This window comes from Ancylothrix sp. D3o, assembly GCF_025370775.1.
Lineage (GTDB): Bacteria > Cyanobacteriota > Cyanobacteriia > Cyanobacteriales > Oscillatoriaceae > Ancylothrix.
The window spans coordinates 167,160-184,715 of record NZ_JAMXEX010000001.1 but is presented as its reverse complement, the minus strand read 5'-3'; the positions used below and the strand labels follow the sequence as shown (position 1 = coordinate 184,715).

The 17,556-nt window shown below is 43.9% G+C and carries 16 protein-coding genes; 3 read left to right on the top strand and 13 right to left on the bottom strand.

All coding sequences use genetic code 11. The features are described 5' to 3' along the window. The first annotated feature begins 18 nt into the window (after positions 1–18). The 3 genes from NG798_RS00850 to NG798_RS00840 all read left to right on the top strand — a co-directional run bounded on the left by NG798_RS00850 (position 19) and on the right by NG798_RS00840 (position 2,660). Positions 19–1,200, top strand: coding sequence for a succinate--CoA ligase subunit beta (locus NG798_RS00850; protein WP_261219899.1), 1,182 nt, complete (start codon positions 19–21; stop codon positions 1,198–1,200). Positions 1,201–1,249: 49 nt separating this feature from the next. Further along, on the top strand, positions 1,250–2,161 hold the full coding sequence (locus NG798_RS00845) for a CoA-binding protein (protein WP_261219897.1): 912 nt from the start codon (positions 1,250–1,252) through the stop codon (positions 2,159–2,161). A 130-nt stretch (positions 2,162–2,291) separates the two neighbouring features. Next, positions 2,292–2,660 (top strand): hypothetical protein, encoded by a 369-nt coding sequence (locus NG798_RS00840; RefSeq protein WP_261219896.1) that lies wholly within the window; start codon positions 2,292–2,294, stop codon positions 2,658–2,660. 123 nt (positions 2,661–2,783) lie between these two features. Here the strand turns inward: NG798_RS00840 and plsY are convergent, their stop codons facing one another. The 13 genes from plsY to NG798_RS00775 form a co-directional block, all read right to left on the bottom strand. Then, positions 2,784–3,473 carry a glycerol-3-phosphate 1-O-acyltransferase PlsY gene (plsY, locus tag NG798_RS00835; protein WP_261219894.1) on the bottom strand — a complete coding sequence of 230 codons (690 nt, stop codon included), beginning with the start codon at positions 3,471–3,473 and terminating at the stop codon, positions 2,784–2,786. 94 nt (positions 3,474–3,567) lie between these two features. Next, positions 3,568–4,875, bottom strand: coding sequence for a DUF3086 domain-containing protein (locus NG798_RS00830; RefSeq protein WP_261219892.1), 1,308 nt, complete (start codon positions 4,873–4,875; stop codon positions 3,568–3,570). A gap of 309 nt (positions 4,876–5,184) precedes the next feature. Further along, the gene (locus NG798_RS00825) at positions 5,185–5,574 is read right to left on the bottom strand and encodes a DUF3119 family protein (RefSeq protein WP_261219891.1); all 390 of its coding nucleotides are present in this window, start codon (positions 5,572–5,574) and stop codon (positions 5,185–5,187) included. Positions 5,575–5,629: 55 nt separating this feature from the next. Then, entirely contained in the window at positions 5,630–6,418 is a 789-nt protein-coding gene (locus tag NG798_RS00820) for an MlaE family lipid ABC transporter permease subunit (RefSeq protein ID WP_261219890.1), read from the bottom strand. A gap of 121 nt (positions 6,419–6,539) precedes the next feature. Further along, entirely contained in the window at positions 6,540–7,697 is a 1,158-nt protein-coding gene (locus NG798_RS00815) for a citrate synthase (RefSeq protein ID WP_261219889.1), read from the bottom strand. 674 nt (positions 7,698–8,371) lie between these two features. Continuing rightward, positions 8,372–8,866, bottom strand: coding sequence for a phosphohistidine phosphatase SixA (sixA, locus tag NG798_RS00810; RefSeq protein WP_261219888.1), 495 nt, complete (start codon positions 8,864–8,866; stop codon positions 8,372–8,374). A gap of 298 nt (positions 8,867–9,164) precedes the next feature. Further along, entirely contained in the window at positions 9,165–10,478 is a 1,314-nt protein-coding gene (locus NG798_RS00805; RefSeq protein WP_261219887.1) for a bifunctional oligoribonuclease/PAP phosphatase NrnA, read from the bottom strand. A gap of 241 nt (positions 10,479–10,719) precedes the next feature. Next, positions 10,720–11,217, bottom strand: coding sequence for an HNH endonuclease (locus NG798_RS00800; RefSeq protein ID WP_261219886.1), 498 nt, complete (start codon positions 11,215–11,217; stop codon positions 10,720–10,722). Between the two features lie 103 nt (positions 11,218–11,320). Continuing rightward, complete coding sequence (locus NG798_RS00795) at positions 11,321–12,853, bottom strand: diguanylate cyclase domain-containing protein (protein ID WP_261219885.1); 1,533 nt, start codon at positions 12,851–12,853, stop codon at positions 11,321–11,323. A 517-nt stretch (positions 12,854–13,370) separates the two neighbouring features. Then, positions 13,371–14,039, bottom strand: a complete 669-nt coding sequence (locus NG798_RS00790; protein WP_261219884.1) for a cysteine hydrolase family protein — start codon at positions 14,037–14,039, stop codon at positions 13,371–13,373. 180 nt (positions 14,040–14,219) lie between these two features. Beyond that, entirely contained in the window at positions 14,220–15,785 is a 1,566-nt protein-coding gene (locus NG798_RS00785) for an ABC transporter ATP-binding protein (RefSeq protein WP_261219883.1), read from the bottom strand. 20 nt (positions 15,786–15,805) lie between these two features. Further along, positions 15,806–16,492, bottom strand: coding sequence for a cysteine hydrolase family protein (locus NG798_RS00780; RefSeq protein WP_261219882.1), 687 nt, complete (start codon positions 16,490–16,492; stop codon positions 15,806–15,808). A gap of 137 nt (positions 16,493–16,629) precedes the next feature. Then, on the bottom strand, positions 16,630–17,556 hold the full coding sequence (locus tag NG798_RS00775) for an ABC transporter permease (RefSeq protein ID WP_261219881.1): 927 nt from the start codon (positions 17,554–17,556) through the stop codon (positions 16,630–16,632).

Below are 17,556 nucleotides of genomic sequence, written 5' to 3'. Positions count from 1 at the left end.
GACCAATAACCAAAAATTATGGATTTATTAGAATATCAAGCCAAAGAATTATTTAGAGAAATGGGCATTCCCGTTTTGCCTTCCCAAAGAATTGACCACCCCAGCGATCTTAAAGGGTTAAGAATTCCCTACCCCATTGCTTTGAAATCTCAAGTGCGTACCGGCGGACGGGGAAAGGCCGGTGGTGTTAAGTTTGTAGCAACTACCATCGATGCTGTTGCGGCTGCCCAAACTATTTTTAACTTGCCGATTATGGGAGAATATCCCCAAGTTTTACTGGCTGAATCAAAATATAATGCTGACCGCGAATTTTATTTAGCTGTGGTTTTAGATCGCAATGCCCGCCGGCCTGTTTTATTGGGTTCTGTAGAGGGTGGAATTGAGGCAGAAGCCAGTTTTCATCGCATCCAGCAAGTGGTGGTAGACCGGCAATTTTCGCCTTTTTATGCCCGCCGTTTAGCTGTGAAAATGGGACTGCAAGGTGCATTAATTCAATCGGTGAGTGCGGTGGTTGAAAAAATGTATCATTTGTTTGTAGATAAGGATTTAGATTTGGTAGAAATTAATCCTTTGGGAATTAGCGCCAGCGGTGAAGTTATGGCACTAGATGGCAAAATTAGCGCCAATGATGAAGCTTTGGGCCGGCATCCAGAAATTGCTACTTTGGCACGAATGATCGCTAAACAAGTTAAACATGAAGATGTGCCGGCTTTGCCTTTTAACCAAAATTTTGTTCAGCTTGATGGCAATGTGGCGATTATTTGCAATGGTGCCGGTTTGACAATGGCAACTCTGGATTTAGTTTGCTTTGCCGGTGGAGATCCGGCTTGTTTTTTAAATATTTGGCCGACTTATTGTGAAAGCAATAATTGTGTAATTTACAGTGATTCTAGCCCGGAATTATTACGCGAAAATGTCGAGCAAAGTTTGGAACTTGTCGGCAATGATAAAAAAGTTAAAGTGATTTTGGTGAATATTATCGGCAGCCCTATTGCCTGCGAAGCCGCCGTGACCGCTGTTGAAAGTTATGTGAAGCGGAGAGAAGTGAGTCTGCGCGGCAAAACTCCTTTGCATATTGTTATGCGCTTGATTGGAGCCGGAGATGAAGATTTAAAGCAACGATTAGCTACACTAAAATTGCATTTTTTGGAAGATTTAGAACAGGCAACAAAAAAAGCAGTTGACCTCGCAAGGCTTTAAAATTTGTCTTTACCTTTTCACCTATCACTTTTTCACCAATTAGCCATTTATGTACTCTAAATCAGACCTGAAAGTAATTATTCAAGGAATCGGACAGCCGCTAGGACAAACCCACGCCGCCCTAATGAAAGCTTACGGCACAAATGTTGTCGCCGGCATTAGTCCGGGGATGGGCGGCCAAACTATTGAAGAAATCCCGATTTTTGATATGGTAGAGCAAGCTTTGCCAGAAGTTGGGCCGGTGGATGCAAGTGTTATTTTTGTGCCTCCTTATTTGGTTTTAGATGCTGCCAAAGAAGCAATCGCTGCGGGTATTCGCCAAATTATTATTACAAGTGCCGGTGTACCTCCTTTGGATATGGTAACTCTGGTTAGAAAGGCAGAGGCTACAGATACTTTGGTAATTGGCCCCAGTTCTCCGGGTGTGATTGTTCCGGGTAAAGTTTTATTGGGTACTTATCCCGCCGAGTTTTATACCCCAGGGCCGGTGGGTTTAATTAGTCGCAGTGGTACCCTCAGTTATGAAATTGCCCGCGAACTCACAGAAGCCGGTATCGGTCAATCAATTTGTGTGGGTATTGGTGGTGATTCGATTGTCGGTTCTTCTTTTCAACAATGGTTACAAATTTTAGAAGAAGATGACAAAACTGAGGTGATAGTTTTAGTCGGCGAAATTGGCGGAGCAGGAGAAGAAGCAGCCGCCCGATATATTGATGAGGCAATTGATAAGCCGGTGATTGTTTATGTGGCAGGAATTCATGCCCCTAAAGGCCGGCGTTTGGGTCATGCGGGCGCCATTATTACCGCCGGTTTGGTGGGAGATGTGGGCGCAGAAGTTGGCACCCCTGAAAGTAAAATTGCCGCGTTTAAAGATGTGAAAGTGCCGGTGGCTGAACGCCCTTCTCAAATTCCTGAATTAGTTAAAAAAGTCCTTAAAAAATCTGGGCATAAGAAAAAGTAAAGCTTCAAAATTCAACAGCTAGGGCCGGCTACTTTATCCGGCCTTTCTCACCAAAATCTCTCTTAAGGCACAGGGGTTTTTAACGACTTTTTCATAACATTAAAATTGGAAAAGTCAAGAGATTTTAAAAATGATTTACTTCAAGAAAAGCTTGCCGGTTCTTGCCAAAACACTCCTATTTTCCTTGCTCTTGAGTTTGGTTTGTCTCACCGGCTCTTTTGCCTATGCCTCTACCCCCGGAACCACCACCGAACTCACACAAGGAGATTCTGTGGTTTCCAAAGAAAGAGTGCAGCGCATTGGCGCAGTGGAAGAATGCAGAAAATATCTCAAAAATGGCGATAATAAAACAACAGCCAACCTCGATAAACCCCTAGATAAAATGGGCAATAAACGCGTTGTTGGTGCTTTAAAAGCCAGCGATAACCCCGAACCAACACCAGCCGAAGTTGAGTTTAAACGCTGTCTGGAAGAACAAGGCGTTGCCCCGGAAATTTAACTTCTCCTTTCGGTTCTGTAGGGGCGGTTTCTCTTCAATTTATACGGCCAAAAAACAGCTTTTATAAACCGCTGAAACTTCGGATCACAAGCCTGCCCCACCTTTCTGATCCGAGCAAAAATTTCAAGTTCCTGGGCTTTGTTCGGGTTCTTTTTGCGCCGGCAACTTTTCCCCAATTCGCGGTTCTGTACCCGCTAAGAGTCGCTGAATATTGCTTTGGTGACGCAAAATTACATACAACCCACCGGCCAAAGCAAATAACAAGTAAGGCAAAGGTAGACCCGCAAAAAACATCAACACAGAACAACCCATTGCGGCAATAATTGAACTCAAAGAAACAATCCGCGAAAGCGCGATAACTACCCCAAAAATGCCTAACGTTCCCAACCCAACCGGCCAATAAAGCGCCAACAAAACGCCTAAACTGGTAGCCACAGATTTACCGCCGGTGAAGTTGAGAAAAATTGATTTACTATGGCCTAAAAGCGCTAATAAGCCGGAAGCAACCACCATCCAAGGCAACCAATTTTCCAGAATTGGCGGCGAAACCAAAACCGAAGTAAATTCCTGAGTATAAATTAAGCGAGTTAATAAAATTGCCGCCGCCCCTTTTAAAACATCAACCAAAAGCACAGCAATAGCCGGCCCTTTGCCAAGGGTTCGTAGGATATTTGTGGCGCCGGTGGAACCAGAACCCACTTCTCGAATATCAATGTTTTTCAGCAAGCGTCCTGCTATGTAGCCGGTGGGAATTGAACCCAGCAAATAAGCAGCAAGTAAGAGTCCAAGATTTAAACTTAACCAAAGAATCATTTTTGTCCTTTGTTATTTGTCATTTGTCATTTGTTTAGCAACCGGGTTTAGATTAAGGATTTTTGTAAAAAACCCGGTTTTTGTGGGATTTTAATTAAAAATCGCGCATAGATGGCTGCATTTGTTGCGGTTCTGGTGCAAAAGCTAACCATAGGGGAAATTGCAACAAAGAAAGGCTAATTTGATCTTCCGTTTCATCAATAATAACTAACGGCATTTGACCTTCTTTTAACAACCTTTCAGCTTTCTGCACCAAAGGTTCTGGCGCTTCAAATAAAACCACACCTCTTTCGGGGCCAAATTCGGTACGAGTAATACCCAAACAGTCTTGTAAACCCCGGCGCCACTCGCCTAAACGTTCCGGACTGTTGGCTAAAACTAAAGTTCTTAAACGATTTCCATAAACTTGTCTTAATACAGAAATCACCGAAGAACCCACCAAAATATTCTGCAACCTGCTACCCATAGAACGCAAAGCACCGCGTCCACCTTGACTGAAAAACCAGTTAGAAACTCGTTCCGCATGAATGGGTTCAAAAGTGCGGCGCAACTGCCAAGGCGGGCCGTAATAATCAGGCGTATTGCGATATTGATCTATGATGCGGCGAATTTGTTTTGCTTGGTCTTGAAACGCTTGTTCGGCAAATTTTGGAGACGACGCTTTGCGGTCATCTCCTCTTGTTTCTCTGGCCGTTTGTTGTGGTTGTTGTTGTTTTGGCGGCGCTTGGGGAGGCGCTAATTCTAATTGTTCTGCTGAACTTGCTAAATCTTGTAAACTGCCTACCAAATAATCTTTAAAGCCTTGAACGCGAATTGCTAAATCTTGGGAAACCCCAGCAAAAGTTGTCCGCATTTCTTGGCGAATGCGTTCTTGCCGACGTTCCAATTGTTCAACAGTAATTTGCAGCGCTTGTTTGCGTTGTTCTAGTTCGCTTAAACCTTCTTTTACCAGCCGGCCTAAAGCAGTTTGCGTTTCAACTTGTAACTCTAATAATTGATCTCTCGTTGCTTGCAATGAAGCTACTTCTTTTCGCAATTCTTCTTCTTGTGCTTGCAAAGATGCTACTCTTTGAGCTAATAAAGCTGCTGCATTTTCTGTTGCTTCCACCGGCACCAGTGGAGAAATTTCCTCCTCATTATTAGCAGCAATATTTTCTGCCTGCGGTTGATTTATTGCCCCAGTTTCCTCTTCACCGGCAGGAATAGTTTCCGCATCTGGTTCATCTGCCGGCACTGTATCCTCATCACTAGCAGTAATTATTCCCGTATCATATTCATCTGTCGGCACTGTTTCTTCTTTACCAATAGGCATCATTTCGCCATCTGGTTCATCTGCCGGCCAATTTTCGCTTTCTTCTGGCACCGAAACATTTTCTTGTTGATTTTCGTGATCTGAACTCATAACATCTAATCTCAATATTGCAAAAATTTCAAAGCCTAAATAACCTTTTGGCCGAGCCAAAAAAGCATTGTTTCTCTCAGCGTTTTTCTGCCTTCATCTGCGTTTCATCCCAAATTTGGTTTAACAATTAACCTATCTGCGTTAATCTGCGTTAATCTGCGGTTGAAAAAAAAACAACAAAAAGACACCATTACAATCATATCTAGTTTCATGTCTCAAAAATTTCTACCAATCCCAACAATTTTACCTGAAAATGCAAAACGTGATACCTCCTTAAAAAAATAGTATCACGTCTGCCAAAAACTCAAATTACTTTCGTGGACAACGTTGTTCGAGACAAACTTGCAGCATTTTTGCATCAAACAAAACCGGCAAAAAGTGAATACTTTTAACCTCTTTAAAGTAAAACAAAATTGGAAGGGCCGGCCAAAAAACGCGCCAATTTTCCCATTCTGCGTAAGGAAAACGTCTAATTAGCTTATCAGAACGGTAGACATCAAGAGCGGTATCGGTAAATTTTAGGCGAATTGTGGCGCTCTGAATCATCAAAAACAAGCCAAACAAAGAAATTAACCCAGCCACCCAAGGTTGAATAACAAAGAAGGGAACCGAAGAAATGACCAAAACCAGGGGGATCGCGTAACTGGGGGACAGTTCGACGGTTTGAGTCGCATTGACAGAAGAAGTGCTGATGGTCATGTTTTTAAAATGCCTTGGTTTCTTTTTAATTCTAAAGCGTCAGATTCAAAAATCGTTACAAAACCGCATTGCCGGTGCCTTGAAACATTACCCACGAAAGGAAAAAATTGCTAATAAAGATGGCCAAAAGCGAGGTAACAACCGCAGCGGTAGTAGATTGTCCTACACCTTTTGCACCTCCCGTTGTCGTTAAACCCCAGCTACAACCAATCACAGCCACCAAAGCCCCAAAGCAAACACCTTTTAGACAACAACTCGTTAGATCCCAAACATTGAGAAAATTGCGAGCAGACTCAAGAAAAACTTGTTGAGAAATGCCGTAATAAGTTGTGGCCACAAGTAAACCGCCGGCCATCCCGGTCAGCAGAGATAAAATGGTTAAAACCGGCAACATCATGCAGCAAGCAATCACACGCGGCACTACTAAATAATCAACCGGATCAGTTTTCAAAATATAAAGCGCATCAATTTGCTCGGTCACTTTCATGGTGCCAATTTCGGCGGCAAAAGCCGAGCCAACCCGACCGGCAATAACTACAGCAGTTAAAACCGGCCCCAGTTCGCGGGCCAAAGAAATCGCCAAAACCCCACCTACTGCTTTAGTAGCGCCAAAATTAATAAATTCTCGTGCTACCTGAATTGTAAACACCATACCAACAAACGCAGCAGTAATCAAAGCAATAGAAAGAGATTCTGGGCCAACTGCGGCCATTTGGTCAAGGGTATTGCGGCGGTGAATTTTACCCTGAATAATATGGACGAGAACTTGACCGCCTAGCAACACAGCGGCGGTTAAGCGTTGACCCCAAATGCCAAAAAGAAAGTTAAAGCTGCTTAGTTTCATAGGATGTTTTTTAACACAGAGGAACACAGAGGTTAACACAGAAAAGTTAAATAGACTCTATCTAAGTTCCTCTTGTTCAACCTCTGCAACTTCTGCGTTAAAAAAGCATGAGATACAAGCGTTAACGGCTTTCCATGTCAATATAAGGAGCATTGTGCGAGCCGGTGTAAATTTGAGTAGGCCGGTAAATGCGGTTTTCTCCGAGTTGTTCTTTCCAGTGCGCTACCCAACCGGCCACCCGTGCAATAGCAAAAATCGGTGTAAATAAGTCGGTGGGGATGCCTAGTTTTCGGTAGACTAAACCAGAGTAAAAGTCTACGTTGGCATAAATGCCTTTATGACCGAGTTTTTCGGCTACGACTTTTTCAAGTTCAAGGGCGATATCGTAGTATTTATCGCTGCCAAATTTAGCAAACAGTTGTTCCACTAAGCTTTGCAGAATGGTGGCTCGCGGATCTTTGACTTTATAAACGCGGTGCCCAAAGCCCATGATTTTTGATTTACCGGCCACACATTTGTCAACGTAAGCGCGGACGTTTTCAACGCTGCCAATTTCTTCGAGCATATCGATGACTTCTTCATTGGCACCGCCGTGTAGAGGGCCGGCTAGGGTTCCAACTGCTGATGCTACCACAGCATAGGGATCGGTTAGCGTGGAGGCAGTGACTCTGGCGGAAAATGTAGAAGCGTTGATCGTGTGTTCCGCGTGTAAGATTAGGCAAACATCAAACACTCTGGCTGCCAGTTCGTCGGGTTCCCGTTCCGTGAGCATATACAGGAAGTTGGCAGAATAGTCAAGATCATCGCGGGGTTGGATCGGATCGTTACCATTCCGCATCATTTGAAATGCTGCAACCATTGTCGGAATTTTGGCCAGCAGGCGGACGGTTGCTGCGCGAATATAAGCAGGATCATCAAGGGCCCGGCGCGAGTAAAATAGTCCCAGGGCGGCGGCGCTGGCTTGGAGGGCGTCCATTGGGTGGCCGGTTTCGGGGAAGCATTTCATCATGTCCCGAATACGGTATTTGATGCGCCGGTGATAGCGGATCTCGTGTTCAAATTCTGCCAGTTCTGCTTGGGTCGGCAGTTCGCCCCAAATTAATAAATAAGAGGTTTCAACGAACGAGCTTTTAAGAGCAACCTCTTCTATGGGAATGCCTCGATATTCTAATATTCCTTGTTTTCCGTCTACATAACTGATGCTGGATAGGGTTGCTGGTACTCCTTCTAACCCAGGCTTGAATTCAAAGCCGGTCTTAACTTCACTGGCGACACTCATGGCTTACCCTTTGCGTGTATCTAATATACAGGTTAAGTTACCAGAAACCGAAGACCTGATTTCTGTTTCAAAACAATCTTTTTACAAGATCAGCCGTCCACCAGATATGTTTTCGTAAAATTGCTCAGAAATAACTATCATCTAATCAAAGCTGTAATTGTAGAAACCGGCCCCCTAAGATTTATCACATCTCAGCAACCAAGTTTATTAAAAAAACCGGCTTTAAGAAGAGAGATTTTGCTTGACAACACCGCCCCGGACATGATATGCTAAACCTGATAAGGAAGAACTATCATCTAATCAAAGCTGGAATTGTAGAAACCGGCCCCCTAAGATTTATCACATCTCAGAAACCAAGTTTATTAAAAAAACCGGCTTTAAGAAGAGAGATTTTGCTTGACAACTCCGCCCCGGACATGATATGCTAAACCTGATAAGGAAGAACTATCATGCGATAAAAGCGGCAATTGTAGAAACCGGCCCCCTAAGATTTATCACATCTCAGAAACCAAGTTTATTAAAAAAACCGGCTTTAAGAAGAGAGATTTTGCTTGACAACTCCGCCCCGGACATGATATGCTAAACCTGATAAGGAAGAACTATCATGCGATAAAAGCGGCAATTGTAGAAACCGGCCCCCTAAGATTTATCACATCTCAGAAAAAACAACAGACCTAGCCGATGAGAAACTTAGGAGCAGTCAGCCAAAACATCTCACACCGGCCCAACGGCAGACCATCTTGAGGCAAAATTAAGCCAATAATGCCAGCCTTTTTAAGAACCAGCTTTTCTTTTACCTCTCCCCACACCAACAACTCCGCCCAATTAGCCAGATTTGGCTGATGACCAACCAGAGCCAGAGAATCACCACCGGCAGCCTGCCACTTCAAAAGCCAATCAAACCAGCCTTGAATATCTCCATTGGTCGCCAAAAAAATCGATTCCTCTAGTTTAGAAGATAAACCGGCATTTTTCAGCAATTCTGCCGTTTGCTTTGCCCGTACCAGCGGGGAAGTCAAGATTAAATCAAACTGCAAATCCAACTCTCGCAAGCGTTTAGCGATTTTTTGGGTTTTGCGCTTACCGTCCTCAGTTAAAGGCCGGTCTTCGTCTTTTTCGTATTCTACGGGATCAGCAGCAATGCCATGACGGATCAGATAAAGTTTCATAGCTCAGGGTTGGTAATACTTAACTTACTATTGTGATCTATAGGCTTTTTTTCAAAGCGAGGGCACGAAAGATAACACCGCCACTAAAAAACTAAGAAAAAGCCCAGTTTTTAGCGTAATTACCATTACCGAACCAATCAAAAAAGAACTTGAATAATATATTAACAGCAGATAAACGCGGATGAGATAAAATTGGGTAGAAAAAGTTTATTTAACCCAGACTACAAACAATTAACCCATCTGCGTTTATCTGCGTTTATCTGCGGTTAAATAAAAACCTCCCCTAGCAAGCAAGATTCTAATCTGAATGATGAGGATAACTCGTATCAGGATTAACCAACTCAAGAAGCTTTTGTTTAATTTGCATATCAAAAACCTCCCATTTCAGACGAGCATACTCCTTATTTTCATTACAACCAGAAAGAAAACCCATAGGAATTTCAAAACCACCGGCTTGACTTCTACCACCGCCAAAAAACCGGCCATGAGCATCTTGTCCAAAAGCCTCTTTGATAAACTCATCAGGATCTAAAGTAAGCTTATCAGTGCGGAGACTGCCGGTGACAACTTCCAATTCTTGATCCTCATCATGGACAATGCCATAAACAACAGCAGTATGGACATTTTCTTCAGTTAGCAGAAAATCAGCCGCTTGGGGGATGGCATCGCGGTCTTCATATCGGAGATAACCAACACCGGCAATAGAAAAATTATTTTGTATCATTCGGTTATGCAAAGCTCGCTCAATCACATCCATAACCCGCTTAGAGCGAGAAGCTTGCAAAACAGCGCTTAGTAATTGGCTATCATAAAACCGGCTCAAAAAAGCAGCCGCTAAAAAATCCTCTTCTTGAGCTTGGCGCAAAGCATCAGTATCAGAGCGTAAACCGTGCATCAGAGCAGTAGCACATTTGACATGATCATTAATTTGATTGTCAAACTTGAGCAGGCCGGCTTGCAGGTATTGGCTGAGAATAGTAGCAGTAGCGCGAATATGGGGGCGGATATCAATAAACTCGGCCTCAGTGTTGCCTTGTTGGGTGTGATGATCAATGATCATCGTGATTGGTAGCTTGGCAGCCTGGATGAGGGGGGTGAGGGTGCTGGTAGTGCCTTGGTTATCGATCAGTACGCAGCCTTGATAAATGGATAAATCTTTTCTTTTGGCAGTTTCCACCGCCAAGCGGGTGACAGGGAGGCCGGTGAGTTTAACAAGGGCGATGTTTTCTTGGTGAGACAGCGCTCCCGCATACACGATATCGCAGACAATGCCGTATTGCTGGGCAATGAGTTTATAGGCCCAGGCGCCGGAAAGGGCATCAGGGTCGGGGAAGTCTTGGAGGATGATAAGCTGACGTTCCCCTCGGTGCCGGTGGAGGGTTTGCCGCAGAGCTTCCAGTTTGCTGTCGAGCGACTGGGCTACGGGCAGGATGCTATTAGTAGACGGTGTTTTGACGATGATAGCAGTTTCAAGAACGGTGGGTGCTAGTGGGTCAGCGTCTTCTGCCGTTTCGGGTTCGGAGGCGGCAGAGTTGTTATGCTCAGTGGGACGTTTTGTTGTAGATGCCATTGTGGCTTGGTTGGCTGTTGAGAGTGAATGAGAAGATGGCATGGCTGAAGAAAACCGTATTTAAGGAGATTTGTAGATGACTTTGATTGATTTGTGATCTTAGATTTGAAATTTTATAGTTTATTTAAAAACTATCTCAAATTCCTATTCTTGATCTTGACAAAAAAAAGCGCCTACGGAAATGTGGGTCTGCCGAATACGGGTAAGTCGGCAGACACCTCCAAAAAAAGTAAAAGTATGGGTTATAGCAAAAAGCCCCCAGCGTTTTTTCAACGACCGGGGACTAGGAACCGATGACGTATTTTTGCCATTCGTCATTGTGTCCGTTTTTTAGGTGTTTGCTCACCTCAAAGTACAGACCGCTATACGGTTGGCGGGGTGGGTTATCGAGAGGCATATTCGCTTCTTTGGGGGTACGGTTGCCTTTTTTGACATTGCAGCGCACGCAGGCGGTAACAATGTTTTCCCAGGTATCAGGGCCACCTCTTGAACGGGGATGGACGTGATCGAGGGTCAGGTCGTCGCCGGTGTATCCGCAATATTGACAAGTGTGGCCGTCTCGGTGCAAGATGTTCCGGCGGGTTAGGGGAATTTCTTTGTAAGGGACACGAACGTAGTAGCGTAGCCTGATCACTGTCGGCAGGGGAAATTCGGCAGAGAGGTATTTGCCGTTATGCTCGACTTGTTCGGCTTTTCCTTTGAGCAACAAAACGACCGCTCGCCGCCAACTGGTGATGTTGAGCGGCTCGTAGGAGGCGTTCAGGACTAGAACCTTGCCCATTAGATTTTTAATAGGGGGGAATATTTTTCCCAGATGGTAGCACAGTTGGACAAGAAGGGTAGGGGCGTTCGATCAGTTGCGGTGGGACTGGTTTAGATAAAGTCTATTCTTGTCTGCTGAGTTCTTCTATCATGCCGGCTACTACGCGATCTCGTCCTTGCTGTTTTGCTTGATAAAGGGCTTTGTCTGCGAGGGTGATCAGTTTGTCTGGGCTGGTGTCAAGCCGGGGAATGAGGGTGCTTGTACCTAAACTTAGGGAGACTATTTTGCTGATCAGAGATTTGCTGTGAGGGATGGCTTGGTTTTTTATGGCGAGACGGATGTTTTCAGCGGTTTTGAGGGCTGTGGTTTGGTCGGTGTTGGGTAAAATTATGGCAAATTCTTCTCCGCCGTAGCGAGCGGCTAAATCTCCGGGCCGGCTGATGGTGCTACTCATGGCGCGTGCAACTTGTCGCAAACAGTCGTCACCGGCTTGATGTCCGTAGGTGTCGTTGTAGAGTTTAAAACAATCGACGTCACATAAAATTAAGGATATCGGTTGATTTTCTCTTGCCATTCGTCGCCATTCTTGGCTGAGAATTTGGTCAAATTTTCGCCGGTTTGCTAATAATGTTAGCCCGTCTAGGCTGGCTAAACGATGGAGTTCTTGGTTGGCTGCTTTGAGTTGTTCGTAAAGTTGGGCTTGTTGAATGGCGATGGCAATTTGTGAGGAAAATTGTTTGAGTAGGTCTATATCTAAGTTTTGCCAGGTTCGCGGTTCTGTGCAGTGGTGGGCGATTAAGAGTCCCCATAAACTATCTGTTTGAAGGATAGGTACTACTAGGTTTGAGCGAACTTGAAATTGTTCTAAAAATTCGATGTAGCATGGTTGTAAATTTGATTTATAGATATCTTTGGTGCTGTGGATTTTGCCTTGGCGGTAGGGCTTTATATAGTTTTCGCCGAAACAGGGGTCTGTGATTTGTTTATTAAGGATAGAAAATGTTTTTTTGCTAACAGATTCTACGACTACTATGCCACTCCAATCTTCTTGGAATTGATAAATAAGTACGCGGTCTGTTTGTAAAAATTTGCGGACTTCTTCGACGGTGGTTTTTAAAATTTCTTGGAGGTTTAAAGATTGTCTGATTCGCTCTCGCATTGAGCCTAAGATTCGTTCGCGGACGATTTGGTTTCGGAGGGTGGCTTCGATTTTTTGTTTTTTCACCGTTTCTAGTTGAAGTTTTTGGTTTTTATCTTCTAGGTTTTTGTGGAGCTTACTGAGGTTTAAGTGGTTGTTGATCCGGGCTAAAAGTTCTTCTGGTTGAATCGGTTTTGTTATATAGTCAACAGCCCCTATTTTAAAGGCTTGAACTTTATCTACGACTTCGCAAAAGGCACTTATAAAAATGACAGGAATGTTTTTTGTTAAACAATTTGCTTTGAGTATTTTGCAGGTTTTAAAGGCATTTGTATGTTCCCTCATTATGTCTAAAAGAATGATGTCTGGGTTTGCCTTTTGGGCTTTTTTTATGGCGCTCTCTCCATCGCTGGCTGTCAACACTTCAAAGCCTAATTTGGTTAAATCATAGCTCATGGTGTTTAAGGTGTCATCTACAATTAAAATGACGACCGGGGCTTTTTTATTATCGTTCATCTGTTTTTGGCTCTCTTGAATTTTTTGGTTTTGTTTTTTAATTCGAGAGGGACGAGACGTGCTGGGTTTTGTTGCAAGGTAGATTTGGGGAAAGTTTAGGTTTTAATTATAAAGGAGATTTTTGATTGCTTATAAAAAAGTAGAAATATTTATATTTTGGAAAATTTAGCAAAAAAATCCTTCTCCTTTGATCGCAAGGTGCGCGTCAAAAGAAAGCCGGTTTTTGGCGATTGGGATAAGTTTAAAAAGGGGATAAATGAGGCTTGTACTCAGTGAAAGGTTTTGGATGCCGGCCCAAAGATAAGTCAGCATTTCCATTTTTCCTTCGATGTGAATTGTACCGCGTTTTTGAAAAAGATATTTTTCTCTCTGGTGGGCCGTGATGTGTAGGCGGCCAAGAATGCCTTGGGACGGTATGCTAGAGGATAAGTTTTTCTTGGTAAATGATCAGGCCGGTATTGAGGGCTTGGCGCTTGCAGATGGGGGCTGTTGTCTTGATGCTGGATGGTTGTTTTTTTCAAGTTTCTAAGGCTTGCAAAACTTGCTGGGCGGTTGCTGTCCATCCGATGATACCCCCTTGGGCGGTGATCATTTCTAAGGTGGCTTGTTTAAATTGGGGAAAATAACTTTCTGTGGCGTCTTCTACTAGCAAACATTCAAAGCCTCTGTCGTTGGCTTCGCGCATGGTGGTTTGGACACAAACTTCTGTGGTGACGCCGGTGAGGATCAGATGGGTGATGTTTTTTTCTCGCAATAAGTGTTCTAAAAAAGTTTTATAAAATGCGCCTTTTCCTGGTTTGGAAATGACTATTTCTCCGGGGAGTGGTTGCAGTTGGGGGATGATGTTGTTTCCTGGTTCTTCTAAAATTAAAATGCGTCCCATTGGGCCTGTATCTCCAATTTTTAAGGTGGTTTTACCTCGATTTATTTTAGAAGGTGGGCAGTCTGATAAGTCGGGTTGGTGTCCTTCGCGGGTGTGAATAATGGGGAGATTTTTGCCGCGAAAGCTGGTTAATAATTGTTGGATAGTAGGGATAATTGTTTGCAACCGGCTGACGTCATTGCCGAGACTTTCTCCAAACCCACCGATTTCTAAAAAATCTCGCTGCATATCGATAATAACCAGGGCAACTTTTTGGAGATCGGGGAGTTCATAGTTGTAGGGTTGAGCAGGAATTGAAATCATATAAGTGTGCTTTTCGCAAATTTGAAATCGTAGTAATTAGGGGTGAAGATAAATCTTAATAAGAGTGGTTTTATAGTTTTTTTTGGGGGGGAATAGGTGAAAAAGTTAACTTTAATATAGTGACTGAAGATATCTAAAAATGCAGGCAAGATGCCTGCCCCACTGGGTTTTTGCAGATGGTTAATGTCCTGCCATCCGCTGACCAAGAGTAGATATATCTGTTTGATTTGTCAGGGTTTCCCAGACGATTTTGCCTTCACTCATCACGACAATTTTATCAGCAAGTTTGAAAAGTTCGTCTAAGTCTTCGCTGACTAATAAAACGGCTACACCTCGGTTTCTGGCTTCGATTATTTGGTTATGAATATACTCGACGGCTGCAAAATCTAAACCAAAACAAGGGTTAGCGGCTATGAGAAGTTTGATGTTTGGATCAGAAAGTTCTCTTGCTAAAACGCTTCGCTGAATATTACCGCCGGAAAGGTTGCTGATGGGGGTTTCTGGGGTGGGGGTTTTAATGGCAAAGGTTTGTATTAAATTGATTGCCCTTTCCCTGATTTTGGGTAAGTTTAATAAAAAGTTTTGGGCTTGGGGGGGCCGGTCAAAGGTTCGCAAGGCTAAATTTTCGGCGACACTCATGTTAGGAACGCAGGCGTTTTTTAGGGGTTCTTCGGGTAGGGTAAAAACTTTGTGGCGAAACATTTCTGCACGAGTGGCGGTATATTTTTCGCCGTTGACTAATAGTTCGCCGCAGGTGGGTTGACGCTGACCGGCCAACACTTCAACGAGTTCTTTTTGTCCGTTTCCAGATATGCCGGCGATGCCAACAATTTCTCCGCTTTGAACGGTTAAGTTAATGTTAGAAATGGCTTTTAATCCGTTATCTTTGTCGCTGTGGAGGTTGTTGATTTGCAAAATGGGGGCGGGGTTTGATGGGGAAATTTTGACGGTTTCTTGCACCGGCCTGATTTCTCCTAACATCATTTTTGCCATGTCGGAAACGTCGAGGTTTTTGACTAGGCCGGTGCCGACAAATTTGCCTTTTCTTAATACTGTGATTTCGTCAGCAAAGTTGCGAACTTCGCGGAATTTATGGCTAATCATTAAAACGCTTAATTTTCCGTCTTCTACTTGTTCTCGCAGCAGTCCTAATACTTCGTCTGCTTCTTGGGGGGTGAGGACTGATGTGGGTTCATCTAAAATTAAAATGCGGCTGTTTAGATAAAGTTGTTTGAGAATTTCGAGTTTTTGTTTTTCCCCTGCTGCTAATTGGCAAATGGGTATTTCTAAGGGCAGTTGAAAGGGGGAAAATGCCATGAATTCTTTCAAGTTTTCGTTTTCTTTTCTCCAGTTAATGAGGTTAGATGTTTGAAGACGGGAGAGAATTAAGTTTTCGGCAACGGTCATGGCCGGCACGGAGGTAAAATGTTGATAAACCATGCCGATTCCATATTTGTGGGCTTTGCGGGGGTTTGTGATTTTGGAGGGTTGTTTGTTGAGGAGAATTTGGCCGGTGGTGGCTGGATGAAACCCCATAATACATTTAACAAGGGTGCTTTTTCCTGCGCCGTTTTCACCGAGTAAGGCGTGGAATGTTCCAGGTTTAAGGTGCAGGTGAACGTTATCTAAGGCGGTGAATGTGCCGAATTTTTTTGTCATTCCAATAACTTCTAATTCTGGGGGAACTAAGGCATTATTGTTGTTGACAAAAGCGGAATTTTGTGTTAAGGTTTGGGTTGATTCCATGATTTGTTTTTCCTGGGTTTTTAATTCTCTTTAATTACGTCAAGAAAGGCTTGGGATTCGGCAACTGCTCCAAAAACTCCGCCTTGCATTTTAATCATTTTGAGGGCGGCTAAGTAGTTTCCGTAATCGGTGGCGCCGGTGCAGTCGGAAAGCAATAAACATTCATAACCTCGGTCGTTGGCGTCGCGCATGGTGGTATGAACACAAACGTCTGTTGTGATGCCGGTGAAGATTAAATTTTGAATGTTTTTGCGTTTAAGAATTAGGTCTAAGTCTGTGGCGTAAAACGAGCCTTTTCCGGGTTTATCGATGATTGTTTCACCGGCAATTGGAGCGAGTTCGGGAATAATTTCCCATCCTGGTTCACCTCGCACTAATATTTTCCCACAAGGGCCAAGATCGCCAATTCCGGCGCCAATTTGTCGGGATCTCCATTGTTTATTTTCGGGTAAGTCTGATAAATCTGGCCGGTGCCCTTCACGGGTGTGGATGATGTGATATTTTTTGATCCGGGCTATTTCTAGGAGTTTTTTGATTGGTTCAATGGGTGCGCGAGTTAAGCTTAAATCGTAGCCCATTTTATCAACATATCCGCCTTTTCCACAAAAGTCTGTTTGCATATCTATGACGATAATGGCGGTGTTTTCTGGGCGTAAGTCGCCGTTGTAAGGATAGGGGTAGGGATCGGAGTTGACAAAGCGTTTCATGGCTGGATTAAGGGGTTAAATTGTCTTAGAGTTAAGCATGAGAGCAGAAACCGGGTTTTTCATCAGTATTAATGGCTAAAAACCAGCATTTTTATAAAAAAACGGTTTCTATTTGCCGGGTAAAAATCAAGAAATTTTCAGCGGTTTTCTGCACCTAAAGCGCCAGGGGAACCGGCTAAGGTTCGTTTAGGTGAGCAAGTAAAAATCATAATAATTAAGGTGAGAATGTAGGGCGAGGCATTCCATAAATAATAATTGGATTCTACACCAACCGATTGCAAGGTGGGGCCGATGGCTTGGGCACCTCCAAATAAGAGGGAGGCGTATAAACATTGTATGGGGTTCCAACGAGCAAAAATAACGAGAGCAACAGCCATTAATCCTTGTCCGCTAGAGATGCGTTCTGTCCAACTCCCCGGATAATAAAGAGAGAGATAAGCGCCGCCAATTCCTGCTAGAAAACTGCCGCTAATAATGCTAAACATTCGGACTTTAAAGAGGGAAATTCCCAGGGCTTTTGCTGCATCAGGATTATCACCGGCGGCGCGGATATATAACCCCCAGCGGGTATTACGAAAAAACCATTGCATTAGGGGTGCAAGGATGACTCCTAAGAGAAAAAGTGGGCATATTTTTAAGGCTGATTGTAGTTGGGGTAAGTTGCTCCAAAATCCAAATTCTAGGGCTGGTAATTGGGGGGCTGAGGGTTGAATAAAGGGTTTACCAAAAAAGAAGGCGATGCCGCTACCAAAAATGATCATGGCGATGCCAACGGCGATGTCATTAACTCGTGGTTGTTGGGAAATTATGCCATAAATTATGCCTAATATCATGCCGCTAATTCCTGCGCCAAGTACGCCTAACCAAGGGGAGCCGGTGAGGTAGGATATGGCATATCCACTCATGGCGCCGGTGAGGAGAGTTCCTTCAAGTCCTAGGTTAATTTTGCCGCTCTTTTCTGTTAGGCATTCTCCTAAACTGACAAACAAAAAAGGTGCGCTACCTCGCAAGGTTCCTGCTAATATTCCTAGGGGTACGCCCCACCAGCCGATTGCTTCTGTCAT

Excerpts from the sequence above, each read along its gene's own strand:
- NG798_RS00850 (WP_261219899.1), top strand. The coding sequence starts at position 19 with ATGGATTTATTAGAATATCAAGCCAAAGAATTATTTAGAGAAATGGGC.
- NG798_RS00845 (WP_261219897.1), top strand. The coding sequence starts at position 1,250 with ATGTACTCTAAATCAGACCTGAAAGTAATTATTCAAGGAATCGGACAG.
- NG798_RS00840 (WP_261219896.1), top strand. The coding sequence starts at position 2,292 with ATGATTTACTTCAAGAAAAGCTTGCCGGTTCTTGCCAAAACACTCCTA.
- plsY (WP_261219894.1), bottom strand. The coding sequence starts at position 3,473 with ATGATTCTTTGGTTAAGTTTAAATCTTGGACTCTTACTTGCTGCTTAT.
- NG798_RS00830 (WP_261219892.1), bottom strand. The coding sequence starts at position 4,875 with ATGAGTTCAGATCACGAAAATCAACAAGAAAATGTTTCGGTGCCAGAA.
- NG798_RS00825 (WP_261219891.1), bottom strand. The coding sequence starts at position 5,574 with ATGACCATCAGCACTTCTTCTGTCAATGCGACTCAAACCGTCGAACTG.
- NG798_RS00820 (WP_261219890.1), bottom strand. The coding sequence starts at position 6,418 with ATGAAACTAAGCAGCTTTAACTTTCTTTTTGGCATTTGGGGTCAACGC.
- NG798_RS00815 (WP_261219889.1), bottom strand. The coding sequence starts at position 7,697 with ATGAGTGTCGCCAGTGAAGTTAAGACCGGCTTTGAATTCAAGCCTGGG.
- sixA (WP_261219888.1), bottom strand. The coding sequence starts at position 8,866 with ATGAAACTTTATCTGATCCGTCATGGCATTGCTGCTGATCCCGTAGAA.
- NG798_RS00805 (WP_261219887.1), bottom strand. The coding sequence starts at position 10,478 with ATGCCATCTTCTCATTCACTCTCAACAGCCAACCAAGCCACAATGGCA.
- NG798_RS00800 (WP_261219886.1), bottom strand. The coding sequence starts at position 11,217 with ATGGGCAAGGTTCTAGTCCTGAACGCCTCCTACGAGCCGCTCAACATC.
- NG798_RS00795 (WP_261219885.1), bottom strand. The coding sequence starts at position 12,853 with ATGAACGATAATAAAAAAGCCCCGGTCGTCATTTTAATTGTAGATGAC.
- NG798_RS00790 (WP_261219884.1), bottom strand. The coding sequence starts at position 14,039 with ATGATTTCAATTCCTGCTCAACCCTACAACTATGAACTCCCCGATCTC.
- NG798_RS00785 (WP_261219883.1), bottom strand. The coding sequence starts at position 15,785 with ATGGAATCAACCCAAACCTTAACACAAAATTCCGCTTTTGTCAACAAC.
- NG798_RS00780 (WP_261219882.1), bottom strand. The coding sequence starts at position 16,492 with ATGAAACGCTTTGTCAACTCCGATCCCTACCCCTATCCTTACAACGGC.
- NG798_RS00775 (WP_261219881.1), bottom strand. The coding sequence starts at position 17,556 with ATGACAGAAGCAATCGGCTGGTGGGGCGTACCCCTAGGAATATTAGCA.